Annotated in this window: 15 protein-coding genes and 1 riboswitch; of the genes, 12 read left to right on the top strand and 3 right to left on the bottom strand. The window is 41.0% G+C overall.

What is annotated here, in order from left to right; genetic code table 11:
* Positions 1–3 precede the first annotated feature (3 nt).
* The 9 genes from aspA to TV75_RS08185 all read left to right on the top strand — a co-directional run bounded on the left by aspA (position 4) and on the right by TV75_RS08185 (position 20,127).
* A complete protein-coding gene (aspA, locus tag TV75_RS08225; RefSeq protein ID WP_044338252.1) occupies positions 4–1,434 on the top strand; it encodes an aspartate ammonia-lyase in 1,431 nt (476 codons plus the stop codon).
* 233 nt (positions 1,435–1,667) lie between these two features.
* Positions 1,668–2,939, top strand: a complete 1,272-nt coding sequence (locus tag TV75_RS21105; RefSeq protein WP_052504466.1) for a helix-turn-helix transcriptional regulator — start codon at positions 1,668–1,670, stop codon at positions 2,937–2,939.
* 321 nt (positions 2,940–3,260) lie between these two features.
* Entirely contained in the window at positions 3,261–7,439 is a 4,179-nt protein-coding gene (locus tag TV75_RS08215; RefSeq protein WP_044338251.1) for a S8 family serine peptidase, read from the top strand.
* A 489-nt stretch (positions 7,440–7,928) separates the two neighbouring features.
* Positions 7,929–11,351 carry a S8 family serine peptidase gene (locus TV75_RS08210; RefSeq protein WP_044338250.1) on the top strand — a complete coding sequence of 1,141 codons (3,423 nt, stop codon included), beginning with the start codon at positions 7,929–7,931 and terminating at the stop codon, positions 11,349–11,351.
* A gap of 538 nt (positions 11,352–11,889) precedes the next feature.
* Positions 11,890–15,987, top strand: a complete 4,098-nt coding sequence (locus TV75_RS22495; RefSeq protein ID WP_044338249.1) for a S8 family serine peptidase — start codon at positions 11,890–11,892, stop codon at positions 15,985–15,987.
* A 235-nt stretch (positions 15,988–16,222) separates the two neighbouring features.
* A complete protein-coding gene (locus TV75_RS08200; RefSeq protein WP_044338247.1) occupies positions 16,223–17,461 on the top strand; it encodes a helix-turn-helix domain-containing protein in 1,239 nt (412 codons plus the stop codon).
* A 213-nt stretch (positions 17,462–17,674) separates the two neighbouring features.
* On the top strand, positions 17,675–18,175 hold the full coding sequence (locus tag TV75_RS08195; protein WP_044338246.1) for a protease inhibitor I9 family protein: 501 nt from the start codon (positions 17,675–17,677) through the stop codon (positions 18,173–18,175).
* 417 nt (positions 18,176–18,592) lie between these two features.
* A complete protein-coding gene (locus tag TV75_RS08190; protein WP_044338245.1) occupies positions 18,593–19,825 on the top strand; it encodes a helix-turn-helix domain-containing protein in 1,233 nt (410 codons plus the stop codon).
* 41 nt (positions 19,826–19,866) lie between these two features.
* Positions 19,867–20,127, top strand: a complete 261-nt coding sequence (locus TV75_RS08185) for a hypothetical protein (RefSeq protein WP_044338244.1) — start codon at positions 19,867–19,869, stop codon at positions 20,125–20,127.
* Between the two features lie 43 nt (positions 20,128–20,170).
* Here the strand turns inward: TV75_RS08185 and TV75_RS08180 are convergent, their stop codons facing one another.
* Positions 20,171–21,511: a DUF2254 domain-containing protein gene (locus TV75_RS08180; protein ID WP_253275493.1), complete on the bottom strand. Its 1,341-nt coding sequence runs from the start codon at positions 21,509–21,511 to the stop codon at positions 20,171–20,173.
* A gap of 304 nt (positions 21,512–21,815) precedes the next feature.
* Positions 21,816–21,926: riboswitch (SAM riboswitch) on the top strand.
* Positions 21,927–22,085: 159 nt separating this feature from the next.
* Here TV75_RS08180 and TV75_RS08175 point away from each other — a divergent pair.
* A complete protein-coding gene (locus tag TV75_RS08175) occupies positions 22,086–23,333 on the top strand; it encodes a homoserine dehydrogenase (RefSeq protein ID WP_082051200.1) in 1,248 nt (415 codons plus the stop codon).
* A gap of 44 nt (positions 23,334–23,377) precedes the next feature.
* Entirely contained in the window at positions 23,378–24,574 is a 1,197-nt protein-coding gene (locus TV75_RS08170; protein WP_044338242.1) for an aspartate kinase, read from the top strand.
* 77 nt (positions 24,575–24,651) lie between these two features.
* Here the strand turns inward: TV75_RS08170 and TV75_RS08165 are convergent, their stop codons facing one another.
* On the bottom strand, positions 24,652–25,146 hold the full coding sequence (locus tag TV75_RS08165) for a L,D-transpeptidase family protein (protein WP_044338490.1): 495 nt from the start codon (positions 25,144–25,146) through the stop codon (positions 24,652–24,654).
* A 122-nt stretch (positions 25,147–25,268) separates the two neighbouring features.
* A complete protein-coding gene (locus TV75_RS08160; RefSeq protein ID WP_044338241.1) occupies positions 25,269–25,901 on the bottom strand; it encodes a spore coat protein in 633 nt (210 codons plus the stop codon).
* Positions 25,902–26,045: 144 nt separating this feature from the next.
* Here TV75_RS08160 and TV75_RS08155 point away from each other — a divergent pair, with 144 nt between their 5' ends.
* Positions 26,046–26,675 (top strand): LysE family transporter, encoded by a 630-nt coding sequence (locus TV75_RS08155; RefSeq protein WP_044338240.1) that lies wholly within the window; start codon positions 26,046–26,048, stop codon positions 26,673–26,675.
* Positions 26,676–26,683: the final 8 nt, after the last annotated feature.

The following is a 26,683-nucleotide window of genomic DNA, read 5'->3' as shown; positions in this document are numbered from 1 at the left end:
AAAATGATAAATGTCACTAGTGGATTTAGAATAGAAAAAGATTTTCTTGGAGAAAAAGAAGTACCCGAGGACGTGTACTATGGAATACAAACCTTACGGGCAGTGGAGAATTTCCCGGTTACCGGATACAAAATCCATAAAGAAATGATCGACGCCTTGGCAGTCGTAAAGAAAGCGGCAGCATTGGCAAACATGGAAACTACACGCCTTTATGACGGAATCGGTCAAGCCATCGTTCAGGCTGCTGATGAAATCCTGGAAGGAAAGTTTCATGAATTCTTCATCGTAGACCCGATTCAGGGAGGGGCAGGAACTTCTATCAATATGAATGCCAATGAAGTCATTGCCAACCGAGCTTTGGAACTCATGTCCCACCGTAAAGGGGAATATGGGAAGGTGAGCCCCAACAGTCATGTGAATATGTCACAGTCAACCAATGACGTATTCCCGACGGTCATCCATATTTCCACACTGAAATTATTAGAGAAGCTTCTCGGCACAATGGAGCATATGCTGAACGCCTTTAAAAAGAAAGCCCAAGAGTTCGATCACGTCATTAAGATGGGACGTACCCATCTTCAAGATGCTGTTCCGATTCGCCTTGGCCAGGAGTTTGAAGCGTATAGCAGGGTGGTGGAGCGTGATATTAAACGGATCGGACGAACACGGGAGCACCTCTATGAAGTAAATATGGGGGCTACTGCAGTAGGAACTGGATTAAACGCGGATCCTGTTTATATCAAGAGCGTCGTGAAACATCTGGCTGATATCAGTGGTTTGCCATTAACGGGGGCTGAGCACCTTGTCGATGCTACGCAAAATACCGACGCCTACACAGAAGTTTCGGCTGCACTGAAGGTATGTATGGTCAATATGTCCAAGATCGCCAATGACCTGCGTATGATGGCTTCAGGCCCAAGGGCCGGACTTGGTGAAATTTCATTGCCAGCAAGACAGCCTGGTTCTTCCATCATGCCTGGTAAAGTGAATCCGGTCATGCCTGAATTGATCAATCAAGTAGCTTTTCAAGTCATGGGGAATGACCAGACGATCTCGTTGGCGTCAGAAGCCGGCCAGCTTGAACTGAATGTGATGGAACCAGTACTCGTATTCAACCTCCTTCAGTCCATCAGTATCATGAACAATGCGTTCAGAAGCTTTACGGACAATTGTCTTGTGGGAATTGAAGCGAATGAGACACGTATGAAGGAATATGTTGAAAACAGTGTGGGGATCATCACGGCTGTTAATCCTCACCTGGGATATGAGGTCGTATCCAGAATCGCAAGGGAAGCCATATTAAAAGGGAAATCAGTGAGAGAGCTTTGTTTGGAATATGATGTTCTGACAGAAGAAGAGCTCGATTTGATCTTGAACCCTTATGAAATGACGAACCCGGGGATTGCTGGGCGCGTGCTTTTTGATAGGGAATAGGTATTAAAAGTATACCGAATGAATTGAACAATTAAAGATCAAAAGCTGGCTCTTTAGAACGGAATGAGAGCCAGCTTTTTTATATTTTTCCTTTAAAAGGTAAAAGTGTATATTCATTTATAATTTATAAATATTATCCACTTAGATGAGGATAATTACTTACCTTTAATAGCTTATAAGAAACGATTATCCTATGTATAATGATAGATATATACAAGGGGGGAAGTGAAGCAATGTCTATAGGCAGGATCATCTACTATCATCGAAAAAAACAAAATAAAACACAAGAGCAGCTTTGCAAGGGGATATGTTCAACCACTCATTTAAGTAAGATTGAGAACAGTTCTAAAGAAGGGAATCTGGAAACATTAGAATTACTTTGTAAGCGACTTGGTGTATCAATCGAAGAGGAAACGGCAAAGACACTTTACTTGAAACGCCAGCTAGCCCAATTCTATGAAGCGATTGAGAGACTTCATCGAGATCATGCCGAAAGACTGTATCAGGAGTTACAAAGACATAAAGACTATATCCAATGTACGGAAATGGTTTACTTATTTGAGCTTTACATGCTTCGATATCAATTATTCACGAACAATCCAACCGAATATGAACATGCTTCTCTTGGACTCAAAAAGAATATGAGTAAATTTTCATCGTTTGAAAAGTATTTATGGGAGTTCTTTCAGGGAATTTATTACGGACAGAAACAGCAATACTCAAAGGCGCTTTCCATCTTTGATCAAATAGAGGATAGAGCCGATCTCTATAGTGAGAAAGTAACAGATTATTATTATTATAAAGCGGCAAATCATGGGTTATTGAAGCATTTTACATTGTCTCTGCATTACTCACACAAGGCATTGAGGATTTTTCAGAACACTGGGAACATTTTGAGGATACTCCATGTGAAAATCGGATTATCGGCTAACTTGATTTATATTAACGATTTTGAACGTGCAGAAGTCATGTTGCATACGGCCTTAAACGATGCAGAGATGTTAAAGGATAACGAAACGAAAATTACCGCCCTTCATAATTTCGGATTGCTAAATAGAAAAAAAGGAAGGCTTCAAGAGTCGTTAGACTATTTCTCCCAGTCCCTCAAATTGAAAAAAAAGCATACAATGGGGTATTACGGCACATTGATCGAAATGGTACAAGTGTTGCTGGACTTGAACGAGAGGGAAATAGCAATCAATCTTTTGCAGGAGAACCTAAAAGATTTTAAAGATCAAGAGTCCGTTAAATATACGGAGTTGATGGTGTTGTATTTAGATGCGACAGAGGATGATAAACGGCTTAGCGACTATTTAATCGATCGTGGTCTGCCAATGATGAAGCAATATGATCGTTACAAGGCCGCGTCATTTTCAGAACGACTAGCGGTTTATTTTAAAGAGAAGGGGGATCTGATTTCTTCCAATCACTATCTTCAATTATCGAATGAGCTATTGAAAAAGTTAATCTTTAACCATATTGAACCTCTTCAAATAAAAAAGTAAAAACAAGCGACTGCTATTGGTTGCTTGTTTTTTTACTTTTATAAGAAATTTAATAGGGATTATTCACCTTTCAGCAAAGGGTGTATTTACCTATTTATAAGGGTGAAGGAAATGAAAAATAGGTACAAAGACTAATTCATGCGAAACTTTCCCAACTTTCTTCATGACTTAATAGAGAAATGCCATAAAAAAAATAGAATCTTTATGATAAATGTCGGAAAGTGTAAAGAATTTTCCCAATTAACAGTCATATTAAAGAAGATTAAAATACAAATTGTAAACAACTCTACGCTAATGGATGAATATAAGAGGGGGAAAAGTATGAATAAGAAACGTTCAGCCAAGATCTTGACGGTTGCACTGGCTACAAGTCTACTAGGCACATCAGGGATGCGATTTAACGTGATGGCAGAAGGTTCGCCAAATCCGTCTAAGTTCACACAAGTAAAAGATGTAGAAAAGACGTTGATGAATCTATCGGATGAGCAGAGAAGTGCTCTTAAACAGATCGAAGCGAAACCGGATTTTGAAATCGCTCCGAATATCAATACAGAAAGCGAAGGACTCGTTGATGTCATCGTTGAATTCAAACAGGCCCCTGCAAAAGTGGAAGTGATGAAGCAGGCAGCTAAGGGACTCCGTACGACTACTAAAGCAGCGGCTGAAAAGGTAGAGAAATCTCACAGTGAATTTAAACAAACATTCCATTCTATGAAAAATAAAAAGAGTGCAAGCCCTGGATTACAAGAGGCGAAAATTACGAAAGAATATCGTTCAGCCATCAATGGTGTCGCGATGTCCATCCCGGGGAATGAGATTGAGAGTTTACTGGATTCCGGGGTCGTGAAACGGATATGGAAAGATGAAGTCGTTCAGCTTGAACTTCCGGAAATGGAAGGGGAAGCTTCTGAATCTAAAATGATGGATAGTATCCCGCAAATCAATGTGGACAAGCTTCATGATGAAAACGTAACAGGGAAAGGCATCAAAGTTGGGGTTTTGGATACAGGAATTGATTATAACCACCCTGATTTAAAAGAGGTATATAAAGGTGGATATGATTTCGTTGATAACGATCATGACCCGATGGAAACCACATATGAAGATTGGAAAAACTCAGGTTTACCGAAAATTAATCCGAATTCAGGGACAGCTTATTATACAGAACACGGAACACATGTGTCAGGAACCATCGCTGGGGACCAACAAAATGTAGTTGATTATGCCGTGAAAGGGGTAGCACCGAATGTAGATCTTTATGGCTATCGTGTACTTGGACCCTATGGATCCGGAGCGACAGCAGGGATCCTTGCAGGAATTGACAAAGCCATAGACGACGAAATGGATGTCATCAACCTTTCACTGGGAGCGTCAACGAATAATCCATTATATCCAACCTCTGTAGCAGTTAACAACGCAATGCTATCGGGAGTGGTGACAGTTGTGGCGGCAGGGAACAGTGGTCCAAATGAAGGCACACTTGGAGCTCCCGGTGCAGCGGCCCTTGGCATTACGGTTGGAGCAAGTGATTTTGCCATGGATATCCCTACCTTTACATCCATGAGTGTAAATGGTGAGACATTTGAGAATGTTTTACTACTAGGGAAGAATTTCTCTGATAATTTGACATCCCTTCAAAATCAATCCAAACCAGTCGTTTTTGCCGGACTTGGTTATGAAGCTGATTTCGAGGGGAAAGATTTAACAGGAAAAATCGCTTTGATTCAACGTGGAGAAATTACCTTTGCAGATAAAATGATACATGCGAAAGAAGCAGGGGCTGAAGCTGTCATCATCTACAATAATATAGACGGTGAGATTCAGGCCTATTTGGGAGAAGGATCAGACTATATCCCGACCTTCCGTATGACAAAAGCGGATGGAGAGCGTCTGAAAGGGCTAGGCGATAACGCATCCATTACGTTTGGAGATGTAACGTCTGTCCAAACAGAAGGGGATAACCTGGCCAGCTTCAGCTCAAGGGGACCTGTGGCTGGAAGCTATGATATTAAACCGGATGTTGTGGCACCTGGGGTAGCGATCTTCTCAACCATTCCAGAATATATCAATAGCCCGGAAGAAGGGGTAGACTATTCTGCAGCCTATGCCCGCCTTCAGGGAACATCCATGGCAACACCTCATGTTGCGGGAGTGGCGGCCCTCATGCTTCAAGAAAATCCAAATCTCTCACCATTCGATGTGAAAGCCGCCTTAATGAACACGGCAGAAGACTTGAATGGTGACGTATCCGTATTTGAACAGGGAGCGGGACGTGTGGATGCCTATGATGCAGTACATGCCGATGTATCCATCAAAGTGATGGATACAACAAAAAATCTAAATGAAAATGGTGAAGAGGTCGAGATCGATGAAGAGACGGCATCCATCTCTTTCGGAAGTCACTACAAAGATGACGATGGAATTAAAGCAGACAGCAGGATGATCATAGAGAACAATGGCGGGGAAGATAAGTCATTCAAGGTTGAAGTCGAATACCATGGTGAACGTACAGGTATCAAGGATTCAGCTGCGAACGGCATCCACTTGGACGTTCCGTCGAGTGTAGCTGTTGCCGCAAGCGGCTCGAAAGAGATTTCACCAACGATCACGGTTCCGGAAGATGCAGAAGAAGGGCGATATGAAGGATATATTCACCTGACGAATGCAAGTGATGCGAGTGAAACGTACCAGGTTCCGTTTGCAATCCGAGTCACTGGAAAAGGGTTCGACTTTCTTGAAACAGACCGACCAGCATTAGCAAATAATACACCTAAGTGGCAGTATTACCATCCATTCATCTCAGCAATGTTTCAAATGAAGAACCCGCTGACAAGGATAGACATTCTAATGAAAGATGGAAAATCAGGTGATGCAATTGGATTCATTGCTTCCCTTAATCAAGCGAATGCAAAGGCTGATTTCAGGTATTACATCCCTGCTGTTTTTGCTGGAGGCGTTTATCCATTTACGAATGACGAACAAAATCCGATATCTGAACAATACATTGATTTGCCTGAAGGGGACTATGACATGGAGTTCATCGGGTATGATGAAGAAGGAAAAACGTATACGATCGACACACCTGTTATCGTAGACAATTCAAAACCCCAAGTGACATTTGATAAAGCTCCTGATGTGTATGAAATCAGTGAAGATATGTACACGGAAGAGTTTGGAAAGACAGCATTCTGGCTCCACGGAAATGTGCAGGATGAAACAGTGGATGTCTTGCAATCAAAAGGTATGAATTATGATCAATCATCAAACAGATTTTTTATAGCAACAGGCATTCGTCCATACTACAATTGTTGTTTCCCTTCAGCGGATTCAGAAGGGGATACTCAGTTTGGAATCGAACCTTCTGATATTGCAGATGGACCATTAAGATTAAGTTTAGCCGGTGCTGATATTGCAATGAATGTCAATTACCAACATTATATCTTCTTACAAGAGGGCACTGAATATGTAACATCTGATTACAACAAGAAAGAAGTTGGGTTAAACGATACAGTGACCATGACGCTGAGCTTGAATAACGTGAAAGATTTTATTTCCGGAGAGTACACGATTCAATATAAAGGGGAAATGTACTCATTCGAATCGGCAAAGCTGAACGGTGATTTTAAAGCCTATGCCGAAGAAAACAGACTTCAAGCAACCCTGCAAGATCCTATTGTAAGCGGTACGGGATATTACCAGACTGTCACGTTGGGAGCTGCATTGAATGGGGAAGGGTACTCCGGATTAAATGGTGATATGCCCGTTGTGGACGTAACGTTCAAGGTCAATCAAGATGACTGGTTTTATGGATCTGATAAACTTGATGTAACTAAGTCAAGTTACTCAAAAGCAGGTGAGGGTGAGGCTGTAACTCTTCCATATTACAGCACATCTTCTTATAACTTCGTGTCCAAACATTCAAGGGTAGAAGGGAATATCAAACCAGAAGCATTTTTGAAGAAAAGTGGCAGCGGAAATCTATATTTACCAAATGGTGTAGTTCAAAATATCGGAGCGAGGGTATATGCCCTATCACCGGATGGTGAAAAATACGAAGGCAGCATTGCTGCAAATGGGAAATACACCATTTATGGTGTTCCGGCTTCACGTGAGACATACAATGTCGTAGTGGAAACACCAGGACATATAAAGACTTATACTCCATTCATACCTGGATTTGAATTAAAGGGTGAAGAGTATGGAAGGTTCGTTTCCGGAGGAACCAAAATGGGTCTTGCAGGAGATGTAAACAGTGACAGTTTGATCGACATCAAAGATGTTCAGGATATCGTTGAGTACTACGGTAAAGAAAACCCTGAGGTTCAAACATATGACCTGAATCAGGATGGAGTAGTAAATGAGACCGACGTTCGATTCATTGAAAAGAACTTCTTAACAAAAGGACCGGATGCGCCTAAAGGGAAATCACCTAAAGAAACAAACGGTAAAAAAGATCTAGCCTATTATTTGAATATGATGGGATTAGAACGAACTGAATAACAAGTAGGGATTAACTAACAAAAGGGAAAGAAATGTTCATGAACATTTCTTTCCCTTTTTCTTATTTCCAATGGGTGGCTATTTAAACATATAGAGCAATCAGTATGGTGAGTCTATTTACTTATAATGAATTCTTTTGACATCCTTCTATTCTTTTATTATTAAAATGTCCCTGGTTTCCCCCAATTTTTTTTAGAATTTTCATTCTTTCTAACTAACAGTCAGGGCTATTTGAAGAGAAATGCAAAAAATGTTTGAATTTTCAGGGTGAAAAGACCCGTTATGCCCTTGTTTGTAAATCGGAACTCCCCCAACAGGAAACCGGATCACTTAACAGAAATGCTTAGGGTATGGTACTCCGTATTCAAACTGATAGAAGGAGGAGGGGAAGTGAAGGGGGATATTTATGATACTTACACGGGAGTACTGTTTCTTCTATGAGCTACGTAAAAAGAAAGATACTATTCTATCAAAAAGGGTGAAAATATGATGGTTTCGAAGAAAAGTACGTTATCCATTGGATTGATGTCCGTTCTCCTAAGCAGCAGTATGATTACGCCAGCAAGTGCTGAATTCTATCAGTCTAAGGAAGAAAAGGATCCTGCTCATATCCATAAAGGGAAACTCCCATTGATGGATATGGAAAAGAAGGCTACCGATGATTCTTTATATGGACAGCACCTTAAAGCATTCAACCCAAATGAAAATATTCGCCTAATTGTAGAGGTGGACGTAAATAAGAAACTGAAAACGGCACCTGAAAAACAGGTTGAGCAAGTGAAAAATACGTTTATGAAAAAGAGGGATGCTTCTTCTAAAATCATACATACGTATTCAACAGGTTTTTATGGATTCAGTATGGAAACGACGATGAAAGACGCAGAGAAAATCAAAGAGCTAGAGGGCGTAAAGGATATTCGTCTGGCCAAAACCTATGAGCATATGGATGTAAAGAGCAATGAGCTTGTGGAAGCGATGAATGTATGGACGAAATATAATTACAGCGGCGATGGAATGGTCGTAGCGATCGTGGATTCTGGCATCGACTATCGCCATGAGGCCATGACGCTTTCTGAAAAAGGAAAGAAAAAAGCGAAGTATAATGAACATAACATACAAGAGAAGCTTGATGAGTCGGAAGTAGATGATGTTTGGTATACAGACAAAGTACCAACAGGCTATGACTGGGCAGATAAAGACACCAATGTCATTCCTGCAAGTAATTCCCACGGAACCCACGTAGCAGGAATTGTCGGGGCATACGAAGAATCCCAGAAAAAGGCGATGGGAGTGGCACCGGATGTACAGCTTTTGGCCGAAAAAGTATTCTCGGATAGTAGAAGTGGTGCATATGACGATGATATTGTGGCTGGAATCTATCATGCGGTGGAGTTTGGTGCTGATGTCATCAATTTAAGTCTGGGATCTGACGCAGGAAGCGTAGACCCGAATGATCCGGTACAACGTGCCATTCAATATGCAACAGAACATGGGGTATTAGTCGTAGCTGCGGCAGGTAACGCTTCTTATAGTACAAAACAAAACTTGCTGGAAAAATCACAATTACCATGGGCCGAAAATCCTGATATCGGTCTTGTTGGCGACCCTGGTGTAACACCATCCGCACTGCAGGTTGCTTCATCAGAGAATGATCAGATGAGTGTCGATGCTTTCAGTTTGAATGATGGAAGTCAGCTTGGATATCAAACACAATCCAGTTCCAAAAAGCTTAGTGATGAACTCGAAGCTGGTCAAGATTACGAATTGATTTTCGCCGGTGAAGGATTTGGCAGCCATTTGGATGGTTTGGATCTAGAAGGGAAAATTGTAGTTGCAAAACCTGCAAAATCGTATGCTATTTATTCGACTCTTCAATATGACTCAGCAAAAAAAGGGGCAGTCGGACTGATCGTCATCCCACCGGATAAATATCCATCTTATGCAAGTTTAAATTTCTCAAGATACACCATTCCAGCCGTTACGACTGGACATACAGAAGGAGATCAATTAATCGAGCGATTACAAAGCGGAGAGAAGATTTCAGTGCAACTGTCAGATGAAGGTGTTTGGGTACAAAACCCGACAACAGAACCGATGTCTTCATTCTCTTCTTATGGTTCACCAACGGATTTAAGCTTTAAACCAGAAATCACAGCTCCTGGAGGAAAGATCAGCTCGACAGTATTGAACAACGAGTATGAAACCATGAGTGGAACATCCATGGCAACTCCACACGTAGCAGCTGGAGCGGCTTTACTTCTTGAGAAGTATTACGAGGAGTTAGGTTTACCAAAAAATGAAGAAACGGTCTTAAAAGCGAAGAATGCATTAATGAACACGTCCCAGGTGTTAACGAATCCCAACGATGAGAATTCCTTATACTCACCAAGACGTCAAGGTTCAGGTTTGATGAAGATTGAACAAGCGATTAAATCTCCTTACCTTGTGGAACATGTAGGTGCCCCTTTGGAAAAGGCTGCATCCGTTGCGTTAAAGGAAGTGGACAGAACGTTCGATTTCACATTGGATGTAGAGCCCTTGGCAAAAAAGCTTGAAAAAGCCAATGACCAATATGAAATCGCAGTAGATCTGTTAATGGATGAGACAGAGAAGAAGACATATGGCGGTGTAGAAAGAGAATATCTAACTTTACATTCAATACCGATAGAGGGAGCGGTCGTTAAAATCAACGGAAAACAGATGGGAGACAAGAAAATTCAATACAAACCACGTCGTGATGGCGAAGTGAAGATCTCTGTCACACTCCCGGAAGGGTTAAGCGAAGGTCGTTTTGTTGAAGGGTTTGTCCGCTTTGTTCCTAAAGGAACCTCTGTAAAAGATTTAGCAACTTTAACGATGCCTTTCATGGGATATTACGGCGATTGGGATTCCCTTAATAATATTGATGTGAGTCCGGTGAATGGAGATCCATACTTAGGATATACCGTTCTTTGGAATGACGTAATGGAGTTGCCTATGGGGTATGATACTTCCACAGGAACATTTGATCCAAATAAGATTGGATATTCTAAGAATGCGGTTGCGTCAGGTATATATCCTTCCTTCACGGCGTTTCGTAATTTGAAAGAAATGTCTCTGAAGGTAGAGGATGAGAATGGAAAAACTGTTGCCAACATCACGAATTTCGGTGAATTTACGGAAGATGGCAGCCCGTACCCATTCAGAAAGAACATTATGGGCTATGGAAATTACTCTTATAAGTTCGATGGGATGTTCTGGAGTGGGGAAGATGACGGCGGGAACCAACTTCCTGACGGGAACTATACGTATGTGTATGAGAGTACATTGAATTATGAGGGAGCAGAGCCTCAACAAACGAAAATTCCGTTTAAACTGGATTCTGTTGCGCCTGTAGTTAAAAATATCAAGATTACAGAACAAACAGATGGGAAGTATAAAATTACGTGGGGTGTCACAGAAGAAGGAACGAAACATATCGGAAATTTCATCTGGGTAAATGGTGGTAGTCGAAAAAGCGTATACAGTGATGCAAATGAGTACATTACCGACGAAAAGCCTGAAATTGTCATGATTTCAGCCATAGATGCTCTCCAAAATGTTGGTGTTGGTTATACTGGAAATGAGGAATTGCTGAATGCAGATCCATTTATCAATTATTGGAATGTTTCACGATCCAATGTGAATGAAACGAAACCGGCTTCCATCTTAGTCTTTGGATACAAACGGATGGATTGGCGAATTGAGATTTCAAATGCAGAAGGCGAAATGATCGAGTATGCCGATATTGAAAATGAACATTCGATTTATGGGTTGAAATGGTATGCTGCTGCTGAATATCCGGACGGTGACTATTATGTGACCGTCACGGGAACAGATGAATCGGGATTATCGTTGACATCTGAGAAGAAAAAAATTACAGTGAAACACTAGAAATGAAGCCAGGACTATTCTATTAAAGAGGTTAGTCCTGGCTTATTCTTTCATAAGTCGACTCTAGTAAATACACTCTATTAAATATACGATAATGATTATATTTATTAGAAGGACCATCTTACTTAAACATAGCTTCAAATGATATTGAAACAAACTTTTATTTAAGAGGGAGGGGCTTTATTTTTGCACAGCATCTTCAGGATGTAAAAACAATTTAGAAAGTTTACTATTTATAAAATCCTCTTTTTAATTAAAAAAGGTTAATATTGGTATTATTTATATTAAATCCCTTTACTTATGCCAACTAAATCAATTTTCCCCCAACTTTAATAGGATGAAAGTTTCGGGTCTTATGGACTAATTTGTGTGATGAGTCATTTTTCAGCCTCCAAAATAGTTGGTTTTTCTGATTTTCTCCCCTAGGTAAACACAAATACCACCATAACCTGCCTCCCAATAATGACAAAATTCCCCCCAATGACGAATACGTCTTTCGACAATATAATTTAATTAGAAAGAAAAAGGGGTTGAAGTCATGAAAGCTATCAAATATTCAAAGATTGCATTAAGTGCAGGGCTTCTTATGGGTGGAGTTGCACCTTTAAGTCATGGGCCAGCTGTACATGCAGAAACACAGTCGGATGCAATGAAAATCTTGGCGGGCTTGTCAACAGAACAACGTGAGGCATTGGACAAACTAGAAGCCAATCGATCAATGAGGGGTCTGCAATTATCAAGGGACATTGATTTAAAAAGCGAAGAAGAAGTGACTGTCATTGTCGAATTTGAACAGCTTCCTGCAAAGACAGAAAAAATCAAACAATCTTTAAAGGGGAAAGACGTTTCTCTTGAGAAGGCAAAGAAACAGGTAGAAGAGTCCCACGCAAAATTTAAAAAAGACTTGAATGAAAAATTAGTGAAAAAGACGAAATCGGGGAAAGAAAACTACGAAATTAAGCACACGTATAAAGATGCGTTTAATGGTGTAGCGATGACTCTACCAGCCAATGAAGTTGAAAACCTGTTAGAATCAGAAATCGTTAAGGCTGTATATAGTGAAGAAGAAGTCCAGCTTTCTCCTCCACCAAAAACAGATGAAGAAGAAGGATCAACTACAAAAGTGGACAGTATTCCTTTCATGAATATTGATCAGCTACATAAAGAAGGGTTCACTGGTAAAGGAGTCAAGGTTGGAGTGATCGATACAGGAATCGATTATAACCATCCTGATTTAAAAGATGCCTATAAAGGCGGATACGATTTTGTAGATAAAGATGATGATCCGATGGAAGCAACGTATGATGACTGGAAAGCTTCTGGATATCCTGAAAACAATCAAGGGAACAGTTACTACACAGATCATGGTACACATGTCTCAGGAACGATTGTGGGTCAAGCTGTAAATGATTCAGATTACAAAGTGATTGGTGTCGCTCCAGATGCGGAATTAAATGTATACCGTGTATTAGGTCCATACGGATCTGGATCAACGAGTAATATTCTTGCCGGGATTGACCGTGCTGTGGCAGATGGAATGGATGTCATCAACCTCTCCCTTGGAGCAGCAACGAATAACCCTTTGTATGCAACGAGCATAGCCGTTGATCATGCCGTGTTAAGTGGTGTGACAGCCGTTGTTGCCGCTGGGAACTCTGGGGATCAAGGGAATTATACGCTGGGATCTCCAGGTGCCGCTGCCCTTGCTTTGACGGTAGGAGCAAGTTCTGCACCATCTTTTGTCACGACGTATGATGGCGTGTTCTCTGTGGAAGGTAAGGAGCTGGATGGAGTTCTACAATTAATGACCAACAAATGGACGGATGAGTTTAGTAAGCTCCAAGGCCAAAGCTTTGAAATGGTTGAAGTAGGAGAAGGTGGACCTGCTGATTACAACGGGAAAGATGTCACAGGAAAAGTGGCATTCGTGGCTCGCGGCTCCTTTGCACTCATCGAAAAAATGGAATACGCGAAACAAAATGGGGCAAAAGCCGTCATCATTTATAATATGAATCCGGATGAAGGGCATATTCCTCATTATTTAGGTGAAAGCAATGACAACATCCCGACTTTTTCATTAACGAACCAAGATGGCTTAGAAGTGAAAGAGCTACTCAAAGATGGCACACCAACCATCACTTTGGGAGAAATGGGGGAAGCGGAAATCAGCGGTGATGAGCTTGCATCCTTCAGTTCAAAAGGTCCATCAGGAACGTTGTATGATATCAAGCCAGAAGTAACGGCACCAGGGGTCAATATTCTCTCAACCGTTCCATCCTATATGCAGAATAAAGAAGATTCATCGGATTATTCACATGCCTATCAACGGTTATCAGGCACATCAATGGCGTCACCTCAAGTAGCGGGGATTGCAGCATTATTACTTCAAGCACACCCTGATTATACGCCAAGCGAAATTAAATCCGTGTTAATGAATACCGCAGATCCCCTGAAGAATCAATATAGCGTATTTGAAGTTGGAGCGGGAAGAGTCGATCCAATGCAAGCCATCCATTCGGACACGATGATTTCCGTTCTGGATGAAACACCATTTATTGAAAACCAGGAAGAAATCATCATTCCGGAACAAACCGGTGGTCTAAGCTACGGTTTTATCCCGATGGGGGATGAACATATTACAAAAACGACCAATCTATCAATTACAAATAATAGTAATAATAACAACAAATATGATATTTCAGTAGAATATAATGTGGGGGCAAAGGCTTCTGGGTCTCTGGATGCTGAGAGAAATGGTGTGAGGCTCAATGTGCCAAGCTCCATGAAAGTGAAAAAGAATAAAGAAGAACAATTCAATGCAATTCTTACCATCCCGAAAACAGCTCAAAAAGGAACATATGAAGGATACATCGTGATTCAAAATCAAAAGGATCCAGAGGACAGCTACCGTATCCCATTCGGAGCGAAAGTCGTGGAGGAAGGAATCGGCTACTTTGATGTTTATACGAAAAGTATTTCGACTAATCGCGTGAACAATCCTTATAGCAGAAAAGAAACGGATCTTGATTTCAGGCTGAATTCCCCGATGGAAAGATTGGATTGGGTACTGGTTGATCGGGACACGAAGGAAGACCTTGGATGGATTACGGGTGTGAATTCTGCTGGAGCAGCCATCGATGTCGATTATTATATCGAAGAAGGATTCTATGGTTATTATTATCCATTAACAGGAAATGATAAAAAGCCACTGAGCTATACAAAAGTGAGAGTGGAAGATGGCATTTATGATGTGAAGATGATCGGGACGACGAAAGATGGAAAGCAGTTCACGAAAACATCAACCATCAGCTTAGACAACGGGGCACCAACAGTTGTTTATGACCAAACAAACGCAATGCCAACTGGTGACTTCCCAATTGTAGAGCTGGAAGAAGGCCAAGAAACAGTTACTTTATCAGGATCCTTATTGGATGCTGAGATAGAGGAAACGGCTAAGACCGATATCCCGCTCACTCAAGCGAGTAATAATATTTGGTACGGTCCGAATGGTCCAAGCTACCGGCTCCAAGTAGATGAAAATGGGAAATTCTCAAAAGAAATTAATGTGAATACATCGTACATCAGAGAAATTCAATATTTAGGAGCAGATTATGCTGGAAACACAGCCATTCCTAAAGTTGTCTATTATGTGCCGAAAGGATTTCAATTTATTTTTGCAAAAGCGGATAAAGATTCTTATCAAATGGGTGACAAGGTTACGTATACTTTCTACGCTAAAAATTTGGAAAATGCCCATGACTTTTCAATGTATACCTATAACTCAAGTAAGTTCTTGGATTCTGTTGAATTCCAATTGGCTGATGGATTACCAGAGGGAACAGAATTAAATGTAACAAAAACCGGTACAACAAGTGTCAGAAGTGATATTGAGATTAAAATTCCTGGTGAAGGTGTATCAGGGGACGTGGCATTATTCAAGATTGTAGCTGACACGAATGAGCAGGAGTTTTTCAATGCGTATTCTCCATTGTTCAGCAGTGTAAGTACGATGAAGATCAATAACGGACCACGGATCCCGACGAAAATGGGAGCTCACCCAGTCTATCCGAAAGTATCAAAGGTGAATGCAGGATTTATAGGCGCAGAAGGGCTCCTGACAGATGCAGGTCGCTTTGATTATAGCCGGGATTACACACAAATAGGTGCCACTATACACTTGGAGGATAAGGATGGTAACATCTATCCTGTTACCATACCGAAAAACGGTGTCATTAATTTTGAACAACTACCGGCGTCGGTTCATAAGTACACAGTCGTGACGGATGTACCAGGACACTACACAACGTATACACCACTTGAAGCGGGACGTACGGAAAATGGTGTAGATATTGGGGAATATGTTACGTATTATATGGCCGTTTCAAAACCTGGGGATATCAATAAAGACAATGCCATTGATATTCACGATGCCCTATTGCTACAACAAAATTGGGGAACGGACTATCGAAACACAGATATTAACTTCGATGGTACGACAGACAAAAAAGACTTTACACTCCTTGAGAAGTATTACTTGTCTGAAAATGATTTTGTATTGGATACTCCAGATCCTCAATCAGAAGCGAATGGCAAAACGATCGACACGATTAAAGAAGAGTTGGGAATTAACCCTTAACGGTTTCATTTTTCCACATCTTGATGATTGTAATCAACCAGAAGAAAGGGTAGTCCGTTAAGGGCTGCCCTTTTTTGAATTGCGTAAATCTAAGTTCTTCGAGATTACACTATACTCCTACTTTGAAAATTCCAAATAGGCAAAAAATAATACTGTTTCAATGAAGAATGAAGAGGTATGATGATAGAAAAGGGATATTCTGAAGCAATTAGTATAATCTTCGGGAGTGAATTTGATGAGTTTAGGACTACTTATAAAATTTTACAGAGAGAAAAAAGCGCTGACACAAGAAGAACTTGGAAAAGGGATATGTTCCGTTACTCATATAAGTAAAATTGAGCGTGGAAACACCCAATATTCTCCTGAAATCACACATATGCTAAGCGAGAAACTCGGAATCGATCTGGAAAAGGAAATGCAGTCACTTCAAAGATATGAGCGTTTGCTTGATCAATGGCATGATAGCATGGTTTTACAACAGGAAAGTGAAATTGAACGCTTGAAGAGCGAAGTTGAAAAGAATTCATTATTTCTCATCCAATCCGTTAAGAATAAATATTTTTTATTACAATCAAGGTACTACCTTCTGCAAGGGAATATAGCCCAGGCGGAAAACTTGCTGGATAAAATGAAAAAACACCGTAAAGAATTAAACTCCTATGAACATCACCTGCTTCATCATCTCCTGGGCATCATAGAAATGCTAAAAGGGAACTTTAAGAATGCGCTCAACTATCTTCTACAAATTAATGAAAAAGAATATTTAAATCACGAGTTCTTCTATCAAATCGCGATAGCGTATCATAACCTTCAATTTAAAGTAAAGGCCTACCACTATAGTGAAGTTGCACTTGATTACTTCAGGAAAACGAATAATTTTAAAAAGGTCATCGACGCTGAAACGATAAAGTTGATCAATGAAGGAAGAAACGAATTGTGGGATTTCGAGGAACTGGTAGAGCGGTATAATCGCTTGATTGCACAATGTGATATTTTAAATGAAACATCTAAAAAGGCGGCCTTATTAAGCAATTTAGCATATGAACACTCGTTTGCAGGAGATAATGAAAGTGCAGGAATGTATTATAAGAAGACATTGACCTTATTGGAGAAAAACAGAATGTCTCCTGTCTATCTCAATAATCTGATTGGTTATGTTTATTGCTGTTTGCACATTGAAGGAGATCGAGAAGAGCGAGACCTCAAGCAATTAATTGATACAGGCAGCCAAATCTCAAAGAATATTCATGATAAAAGCAGTTTCCTATTCTTTGAAATGCTCCGGTTATTGCATGAAGGTAAAAAAAAGCAGTACTACCGGTTTATTGAAGAACAAATCATCCCTATGCTCGAGGAAAATGGAAAACACCAGCAGTTGTACACGTATGTAAAGACTATGTATGAGCATTATTTAAATCAAGAAAACCCGGAAAAAGCCTTACATTATGCGAAGAGGTTGATTGAGAATTGTTAGATTGATGTGATTTACTTTAAAAGTAAATCAATCTAGTAAACGACTTGGTTGAAAAATAGTGTTATTTCCAAAAGCAGTAGCACGCTGATACTGGGGGGAAAAGGTTCTTCCCTCAGTGGTATATTTACATATAATGTTTGAAAAGACAACCTATAGGAGACAATCCTGATAGATTGTCTTTTTTTATTTTGAAATAAAGGAGATATAAAGTTTATGAAGAAGTGCTACTGTAGGCTGATTTTTGTGTTTTCACTTCTTTATCTTGGTGGATGTCAGGCTGATAATGGAGAGAATGCCTATCAAATTGACCTTAATGGGGTGGAGGAAACAATGAATTCGTCTATCAAGGTAGATCCAGCGATTGACCTATCAAGCGGGGAGACTATTTCAGTGATTATAGAATTTAAGACCAAACCTGCAAAAATTGCCGTTCTGGAAGCAGAAGCTCAAGGCGTGGATATGACCTTGGACAAAGCCAAGGAACACGTTGAACAGAGTCATCAGGCTTTCGAGCAAGAACTTCATGCCTTCCTGGATGATAATGAAGTGGAATATCGTATCAACCACAGGTATAAAACAGCCTTTAATGGGGTGTCTATAGAATTACCGGCAAATGAAATTAAGAAGTTAATGGGCTCTTCTGTTATTTCCAGGATTTATCCAAACCAGGAAATCCAGTTGGATCCTCCTATTCAACCTTCAGATCAAATGTAAAAAAGATAACCGGCACACCTTGAATCAGTCAGGTGGTGCCGGTTATCTTTTTTTCTAATTTTAAAGGTCACAATTCCTTTCGGAAAATAGCATAAAAAATGTGCAAGAAATCGGGAAAATAGAATAGATCAAAAGGACTAGTCCCGTTTCGACCAAAAAGACAGACGATTAGGAATTTTTCAAGTATATAAGATGTAGTGGCGATATTTCTTTAATATTTACTTTTAATAGTCAAAAAAATAGAGGTGTAGGTAAAAAGAACTAGGTAAATAGTTTCGATTGAAGCTATGGGAAACCTACTGAAAACCCCAATTTTTTCATGATCACTTATTAGTATAATAGGAGTATAACCTATATTGAAATAAAAATTTGGATGAAATGAAGCAACCTATACTACGTCACCCTGGAGGTTAAATCATGCATATTGGGACATTTATTAAGTATTATCGAATCTTTAAGGGAATGACCCAGAAACAGGTAGGGGATGGGATCTGTACACCTGGCCATATCAGTAAAATTGAAAGCGGACACTTACAGATTACGAAAGATAAAATCGAATTGTTCAATCAAAGGCTGAACATTAACGTGGAGAAAGAGTTAAAGGCGTTTAAAAAATTACGATTAGATTTGGAATTGTGGCATGATGTCATGATCAAGCAGGTAAATGGAAAGATGGAATTATTGAAAGAGACCATCGAACAAAATCCGTTAATCAAAATTGAAACCCTTAATGGCACCTTTAAGCTGCTGAAAGCAAGGTACTTTATTATGAAAGGAGAGCTAAAAGAAGCTGCATTCTATTTAAGTCAGTTTTCTAATAAACGTCTGTCCTTCCATATGTTCGATTATGATTTTCACTTATACTATCATATAAAAGGCATGTATGAGCTTGCAGAGGGAAATCCGCAAACAGCCATAAAGTATCTGGAGAAAATAGATCGGGATATTTATTCCAATCCTGAATCCTATTATCATATGTCCGTTGGCTATCATGATCTTGGGCAGTATGACAAGTCCATGCGTTATAGTCAGCTGGCTCTGGGCTATTTCAAGGAAACGTTTAATTTTACAAGGTGTATAGATGCTGCTACGATTCAGTTGGCAGCGGAAGCCAGAAGCGAAGAAGCGAGTCTTGCGTCGCTAGTGGAGAAATATGACGAGTTGATCCAACATTGTGATAACCTCCATGATCATAGAAGAAAAGCCGTTCTTCACCTGAATTTAGGGAATCTTTATCGAGACGTAATGGATGATAGAAAAGCAAGAGACGCATTTCACATAGCATATGGATTATTGAAACACGAATCCGATAAAAAAATGTATGTAAACAGCCTCTTTGGTTATATTGATAGTTCCATGGAGGTAGACGGTTCCGCAAATAATGAAAAATATGCTAGTTTAATAGAAGAGGGACAGACATCTGTGAGAGATATGAAAAATTCCTGCTTGGAAACGTTCTTTACAATGCTTGAGATCAGGATCCAAGAGGGAGAGGAAGCATATTATCACTATATTGAGAATGTCATCATCCCTCTATTAAAGGAAGAAGGGCAATACGCCCAGTGCAACTATTACATTCAAAAGCTCTACAACCATAATAGAATGGATGGTAGTAGAGAGGCAAAAGGAAAAGAATGCGTATTTAGCTGACGGTTATATGATTAGAAATGACAGAGAAAGGAGAGGTTGAGATGGAAAACCCGGATCGATTGATTTCATCATTTGATGAGGTGACATTGAGTGATTATAAAATGCCCATCATCTGTATTTACTCAAGCCCAATAGATTATCAAGGCATGTTTGTGGCAAGGCTATTCGATGTCAATCAGCCCACCCATTATATTTTGATGAGACCTACATTAGAAGCAATCCGAAGTGAAATTCCCGAACGTTTCTCGCTGGTACCGAAAGCACAAGGGGAAGATTCCAGTATCGTCGAAACATGGATTTAATTCCAAATAAAAAGCTTCATCTCTCTAAAAGAGATGAAGCTTTTTACGTATTTTCATTGGCATATGGATAGAATTTACTTTCGATTTTCTTATATTCCCTAAGATTTTCAGTAAGACGTGCCAGCTTATGAACTTCCTGCAGAAGAAACGTTTTATCCAATTCATAAATCACTTCTTTCTCGATGTGATCAATGGTATTGCAGGCAAATTCCCAAATGGCTTTGTGTTTAGATGGGTCAATGGATTCAGCAATAAGTGCGAGTGCCCGAACGATATCAGTAATGATGAGATGATTGTTTTTTGCATAATGCCTGATATAGCCAAATCCACGATAGAGATAATATTCAAATGCTTCTGTCTGGAGAATGACTCGGATTTTTCCATCCTGATCGATTAAATAGGGAGTGAAGGAAAGGTGTTCTTCAACTGTCAGCATCAGATCAGCCATCTGATCAATCGTATTGGAGGCCGTTTTAGGGTCATCATTCCCAAGGGACTTAATCGCAACTTCTGCAAGCTTATGGATCCCCATCTGGAGATCTTGAATTTCAGTCTCCTTCTGGCCCATTTCGATAAAATCGAGATGGACATCAGTGGAAATATCTTCGGTCTCAGGTCCCCATATGCTCATTACTTCATTCCCTGCCAAAACATAATCCCCGACTTTATAGTGGAGCTGAATGACAAGTTGATCTCTTTTGGCCGCTTCAATCATTCCATGAAAATCGATCAACTGTATATATCCCGACTCTCTTGACTTCACATGAACAATATTTTTCTTATGATGCTCCATGATATCCCCGGCATTTTTAGTTCGGTGGGCTTCTAAGTCATGTTTCAGCGTTTGATTGATCATCACTTCAGAAACCTGCTTCATATTGTACGTAATATTGTGTACCTGCATCCAAGTAGATGCATGATTAATGAAAAAGATAAAGGTGACGGCAGTAAGGAATGCAAGTCCGATCGTCATGGTCGGGGCAGCAACAAACAATTCGTCCTTTGAATTTCCGATAAAAAGAAAGAGGAGCAGTACGTATACAAAACTGCCATTGAAAATTCCAAGGGCGTGCTGCGTTTGTTTGTCCGAAATGAAATCAAGGAGCATCCTGGGTGAAAATTGACCACTGAACATCGTGAGTACTACAAGGAGCGAATTCAGCGTGAAAGCACTGAGTGTGAGAATGGCCCCGATGAGTGTACTGACAAGCATGCGTGTAACAGCGGCATCCATACTTAGGAAACCATATGTGTACTGAGAAATGTCTGCATACAGATCTAAGTAGAGGGTGAGAGCGACAAGGAGTAAGGAGAAACAAATATAAAAGAATGGCATATACCAAATGGTCAGGCGAACCTCACGCATTCGTTGCCGTTTTGACATGAGCATATATTTTCTGATGGATAAGGGAAGCATTTTTTTGAGCATAATCGATTCGGTTCCTTTCAAATAAAGAGATATGGGTTAGTTTTCCCTGCCAGATCATGTTAAAACGTCTCTCTGTAAATTAGATTAATAGGCTCGCAGAAGGAGCTCAATCTTAAGTAAACCAATAGGAATTCCCCTCTCTCGTCACATTAGAAAGAATTTTTTAAAAATAACAAAAATGGTATTGACGAAGGAATGAATCCCCTATATAATCCAATTCATACTCAAATAGCAAGTAATACCAAAACAAACGATATATCTCTTATCAAGAGCGGCGGAGGGATAGGCCCGATGAAGCCCGGCAACCTACAGGATCAGACTGTAAAGGTGCCAATTCCTACAGATTCTCTATGGATCTGGCAGATAAGGGGAGGAGCATGCTCATAAAGCCCTCTTCTTAAAAAGAAGAGGGCTTTTCTGTATACCCTCTTTATTTCCCACATTATTCCAAGTGATTCCTAAGTGGAGCTTCAAAGGAATGAACCAAGCTAGTCTGAAAATGAAAAAATGTGATAAAGGAGGCTGAAGCATGTCAACGATAAATGTGGCACTTCTGGGGTTTGGAACAGTCGGGCAAGGAGTGTGTGAAGCCATTGATACCCATCAGGAAAGAATGAGGGAAATCCTGGGGAAAGATGTAAAGATAAGGGCCATCCTTATTAAGGATCCCGCTAAAAAACGGAGCATCGATTCGTCCATTAAAGTAACAACGGATTTTCAAGAAATCCTGGATATCCCTGATCTTCATGTGATATTCGAAGCAATAGTAGGTGAAGAACCGGGTCATACGTATTTAACCCAAGCCATTGAGAAGGGAATTCATATTGTTACCGCCAATAAAGCGATGTTTGCTAAATATGGTCCGGATCTATTGGAAAAGGCGAGGAATAATGGGATATCCATCGGTTTTGAAGCGACGACAGCCGGAGGAATCCCCGTAATCGGGAGTATCAGGCAGCTTCTTAAGGTGAATGAGATCGAGCGGATTCAAGGGATTCTGAATGGGACGTCCAATTTCATCTTATCGCAAATGAGAAAACGTGGAATTTCCTTTGAGACAGCATTAAAGCAATCGCAGGAAAAGGGGTATGCTGAAGCTGATCCGACCAGTGATATTGAAGGTTATGATGCTTTTTATAAACTTCTCATTCTAAGTCAAACCGCCTTTGGCAAACAGCCGGATTGGAAGGATATCAGACGAAAAGGGATTTCACACCTGACAGCAGAATGGCTTCAAGCAGCGGAATCTTTTCGATTGCGATTTAAGCATGTAGGCTCCCTGGAGCGGGATTCATTCAATCACATCAAGGGTGAAGTCGAACCGATCCTTGTCCATGACACCCATCCTTTTTACGGCGTGGAGGATGTGGAAAATGCCGTCTCACTCAAGGGCAGTCTTGTAGGCAGGGTCACCCTGCTCGGTCCCGGTGCCGGTAAATTACCTACCGGAAGCGCAATGGTAGAGGATTTTCTTTCATTGATAGAACGGAAGTATACGGACTCTGCACAAAGCACAGCGAGCACTGGGGAAGTTCATGAAGAGAACCGCCACCAATGGGTTCTGAGAATCCGCGAAAATGAAGATTATCAAAGTTGGATCCCATCGTTTATATTAAAAGATCGCATTCAGCTGGGTGGTAACTTGTATGTATTTGTTGAAGGCAGCAAAGATACACTTCAAAGTCTTCTAATGACACATGACCATATACAAGCCGTTTCTATATTAAAAGAAATTCCGTTGGAAAATGAAGTGAAAACTGGCGTCGCCGTTTCCTAGAATCAGTTTTTTAAAAAAAGGTCTGATAGAAAGTAGGGGTACACTTGAGTATCATTGTTCAAAAGTTTGGTGGAACCTCTGTTGGTTCTACAGATCGAATCAAGCGGATCGTCTCCCATGTCTTGAAGGAAAAAGAAAAGGGGCATGACGTTGTCGTAGTGGTTTCAGCTATGAATAAAACGACGGATACCCTCGTGAAATTGGCAGGGGAACTTGCACCAGAGCCAAGCAAAAGAGAAATGGATATGCTCTTAAGCACCGGGGAGCAGGTGACGATTTCCCTTTTGACTATGGCCCTCGAGCATCAGGGAATCGAAGCAGTGTCCCTGACAGGGAGGCAGGCGGGTATCCAAACGGACGGAGTATTTGGGAATGCGAAGATTACCTCGATTGATACCGAGCGGATCAACTCGGAGTTATCAGACGGACGAATCGTCGTAGTAGCCGGCTTTCAAGGGATTACGAAAGAGGGAGAGGTTACCACATTAGGGAGGGGCGGTTCGGATACGACGGCAGCTGCTCTTGCATCGGCGTTAAAAGCCGTAAGATGTGATATCTATACAGATGTGGATGGTGTTTATACATCGGATCCACGAGTCGTTCCCCGGGCATCGAAAATTGATACTCTCTCCTATGAGGAGATGCTACGCTTGGCCACCATGGGAGCAGGTGTCCTGCATCCAAGAGCCATTAAACATGCGAGGGAACATCACGTGCCGCTTGTTGTTTGTTCCAGTTTGAATGAGGGACGTGGAACCTTGATCAGTGGGAAAACCCAAAGAAATGCCCCAATAGTCGGAGTAGCCCATCAGGAAGACATCTGTGTTCTCACAATCCATGATTGTCAGGGAGGAGAGTCACTGATTCTTTATGATCTGGATTCACACCATATCGAGACAGAAATAATAAAGTTTCAGGAAAACCTTGCCCTCATCGTTAAAGAACAGGATTTTCAAGCAGTAAAGAGAATCGTCGATCAATATAACCAGGCTTATTCCCATGTAGAACAAAGAGAAGATCTATCTAAAGTATCTGTGATTGGACGCATCGACTCATCCCGTGAGGTGAAAGAGAAGGTTACCAACGTTTTTCATGACTACCATATCGCAAAGGTGTCCATATGGGAATCTTCCGTAGGGTTAAGTGCTCTTGTGGAAAAAAGTGATGTAGAAAAGGCGGCCAGGGTCCTTCATATGCACTTTGGTCTGGATTATATAGAATCAAGGAGAGCCGTACTATAAAGTAAAGAGTGGTGATGCCTTCCGGCTGTCACCACATCCCAAAAGGAAGGGTGTATAGGCATGCCTATACACTTCTTCTATGGACTGATCAACACAGGTGTACCGATTGGAATGAGGCCCGCCAACTCCTCAACATCTTTATTATACATTCGTATACACCCTCTGGACACGGCATTTCCAATTGAACTGGGGTCATTTGTTCCATGGATCCCATAACTTTCTTTTGATAAGCTCATCCACATCGTTCCAAAGGGTCCGCCGGGATTCGGTGCTTTATTAATGATGATGAATTCCCCAATTGGGGTTTCAAAGAGTACTCTCCCCACTGCAATGGGGTACTGCTTGATTTGTATGCCATCTTTGAATAAACGCAGCCAGCGGTTGTTAACAGAGACTTGAATACGGTAGGGATTCGCAGTAGCGTCAGGAATCCCCGGTATGGTGATCGTTTGCCCGGGATATATATTATCGGGGTCTATACCTGGATTAGCGTTAAGGATGACGGCCAATGGAGTCCGGTAGTCCCTTGATATCTGACTAAGTGTTTCTCCTGTCTTTACTGTGTGTATCAGCTCAAACACCTCCCAATTTCACTTTCTTTCCAGTCTATGTACATGTGAAAAAGTCGGTTCATCAGACGAGCCGGGACTTAAAAAAGCCTGCATCCATAAAAGACGCAGGCGTAAAAACCAGATTATTGAGGAAGGTTCTGCTGTGGAACCGTCGTATAGCTTTGCAGCATGAGAGTCATATCCTGAACATTCAGCTGAGGAACCTGATAGTAGCCATGCTTGTTTTGATAGAGGAAGATCTCATAACTCATTTCGATGAAGTTCGGTACGCTGTCTGCCACAACACGGCGTAATACGGGGTTCGTCATCTCAAGAGCCGTCATGGCAAGCAGGGTGGCCAGAGATTTCGTTTGTCCTAGCATATAAGCTGACAAGCCTTTATCTGAGAGCTCATTGACGGATTGGTTCGGTTTTTTTGGTGGTCCTGGTTTCACTCCATAAGTAGTGGCGTGGGATTGAGTCATTTTGTATTGTTGGGTTGGGACAGCCGGGTCATGACCTGTCGAAAAGCTTCCCACAATCGTATTATACATAGTCGTCACGAAAGTCGACTGCCTCTTGAGGATATCCTTTAGTTCAGGGTCCTGTATGTGTTGATCATACATTTGATATTGATCCAGCATGCTGATGATCCCGGCAATAATTTCGTGGGCATCAAATAGTTCATGACCTCCATGGTCTTTACTTTGATTATTCATCATATTGGGTGGCATTTGGTTTCCCTGTTGAAGCGGCGTATTCGGTTGATTCTGCATGAGTTTTCCCTCCTGTTTATATAACATCGTTGATTAGAATAACCACTTACAGTTCAATTATGTATTCTCCCATCCACAATCGTTTAATACTTACCGGCCTGTCCGAATACAATAGGAAGAAGTCAATTTGAAGGTGGTCTTAGGATGAGTATATTTATCAGTTATATCGTTTTGGGATTATCTCTGTCTGCACCCATGGGACCGATCAATGCCGCTCAATTGGACAAGGGGATTCGTTTCGGGTTCCTCCACGCCTGGCTTGTGGGCGTAGGCGGCATGGTAGCGGACGGAGTATTTATGGTCCTCATCTATTTTGGGATTGCTCAATTTATCGATACCCCATTGATAAAATTATTTTTATGGACCTTTGGTTTTTTTGTCCTCACGTATACTGGGATTGAAAGCATCCTAAAGTCAGGTTCCCTCACCTCATCCTCAAGTCATGATCAATACGAAACGAAAAGGAAAGCGTTCCGGACAGGCTTCTTTATGGCGATCTCGAATCCCTTAAGTATTTTATTCTGGCTTGGGATCTATGGTTCAATTTTGGCCCAGACCTCGAGCTCTTATGAAGCGGGGCAAATTTTCATCTATAGTATGGGGATATTTCTCGGGATCACACTTTGGGACCTGACGATGGCAGGTGTTGCAACGGGGGCGAGAAAGCTGGTCAGTCCCCGGATCCTTCGAATGATCTCCATCATTTCGGGATTCATCTTGATGGGATTTGGTATTTATTTTGGTGTGCAGGCCTGCCGTTTATTGTTTGGCTAGACAGACAC

This window comes from Rossellomorea aquimaris, from assembly GCF_000935355.1.
GTDB lineage: Bacteria > Bacillota > Bacilli > Bacillales > Bacillaceae_B > Rossellomorea > Rossellomorea aquimaris_B.
This window is presented reverse-complemented; position numbering and strand designations above follow the sequence as displayed.

What these genes read in the sequence shown, in the direction of transcription:
- TV75_RS08175 (WP_082051200.1), top strand. Translation starts at nt 22,086, where the DNA reads ATGTCAACGATAAATGTGGCACTTCTGGGGTTTGGAACAGTCGGGCAA.
- TV75_RS08210 (WP_044338250.1), top strand. Translation starts at nt 7,929, where the DNA reads ATGGTTTCGAAGAAAAGTACGTTATCCATTGGATTGATGTCCGTTCTC.
- TV75_RS08180 (WP_253275493.1), bottom strand. Translation starts at nt 21,511, where the DNA reads ATGTCAAAACGGCAACGAATGCGTGAGGTTCGCCTGACCATTTGGTAT.
- TV75_RS22495 (WP_044338249.1), top strand. Translation starts at nt 11,890, where the DNA reads ATGAAAGCTATCAAATATTCAAAGATTGCATTAAGTGCAGGGCTTCTT.
- TV75_RS08215 (WP_044338251.1), top strand. Translation starts at nt 3,261, where the DNA reads ATGAATAAGAAACGTTCAGCCAAGATCTTGACGGTTGCACTGGCTACA.
- TV75_RS08195 (WP_044338246.1), top strand. Translation starts at nt 17,675, where the DNA reads ATGAAGAAGTGCTACTGTAGGCTGATTTTTGTGTTTTCACTTCTTTAT.
- TV75_RS08155 (WP_044338240.1), top strand. Translation starts at nt 26,046, where the DNA reads ATGAGTATATTTATCAGTTATATCGTTTTGGGATTATCTCTGTCTGCA.
- TV75_RS21105 (WP_052504466.1), top strand. Translation starts at nt 1,668, where the DNA reads ATGTCTATAGGCAGGATCATCTACTATCATCGAAAAAAACAAAATAAA.
- aspA (WP_044338252.1), top strand. Translation starts at nt 4, where the DNA reads ATGATAAATGTCACTAGTGGATTTAGAATAGAAAAAGATTTTCTTGGA.
- TV75_RS08190 (WP_044338245.1), top strand. Translation starts at nt 18,593, where the DNA reads ATGCATATTGGGACATTTATTAAGTATTATCGAATCTTTAAGGGAATG.
- TV75_RS08160 (WP_044338241.1), bottom strand. Translation starts at nt 25,901, where the DNA reads ATGCAGAATCAACCGAATACGCCGCTTCAACAGGGAAACCAAATGCCA.
- TV75_RS08200 (WP_044338247.1), top strand. Translation starts at nt 16,223, where the DNA reads ATGAGTTTAGGACTACTTATAAAATTTTACAGAGAGAAAAAAGCGCTG.
- TV75_RS08185 (WP_044338244.1), top strand. Translation starts at nt 19,867, where the DNA reads ATGGAAAACCCGGATCGATTGATTTCATCATTTGATGAGGTGACATTG.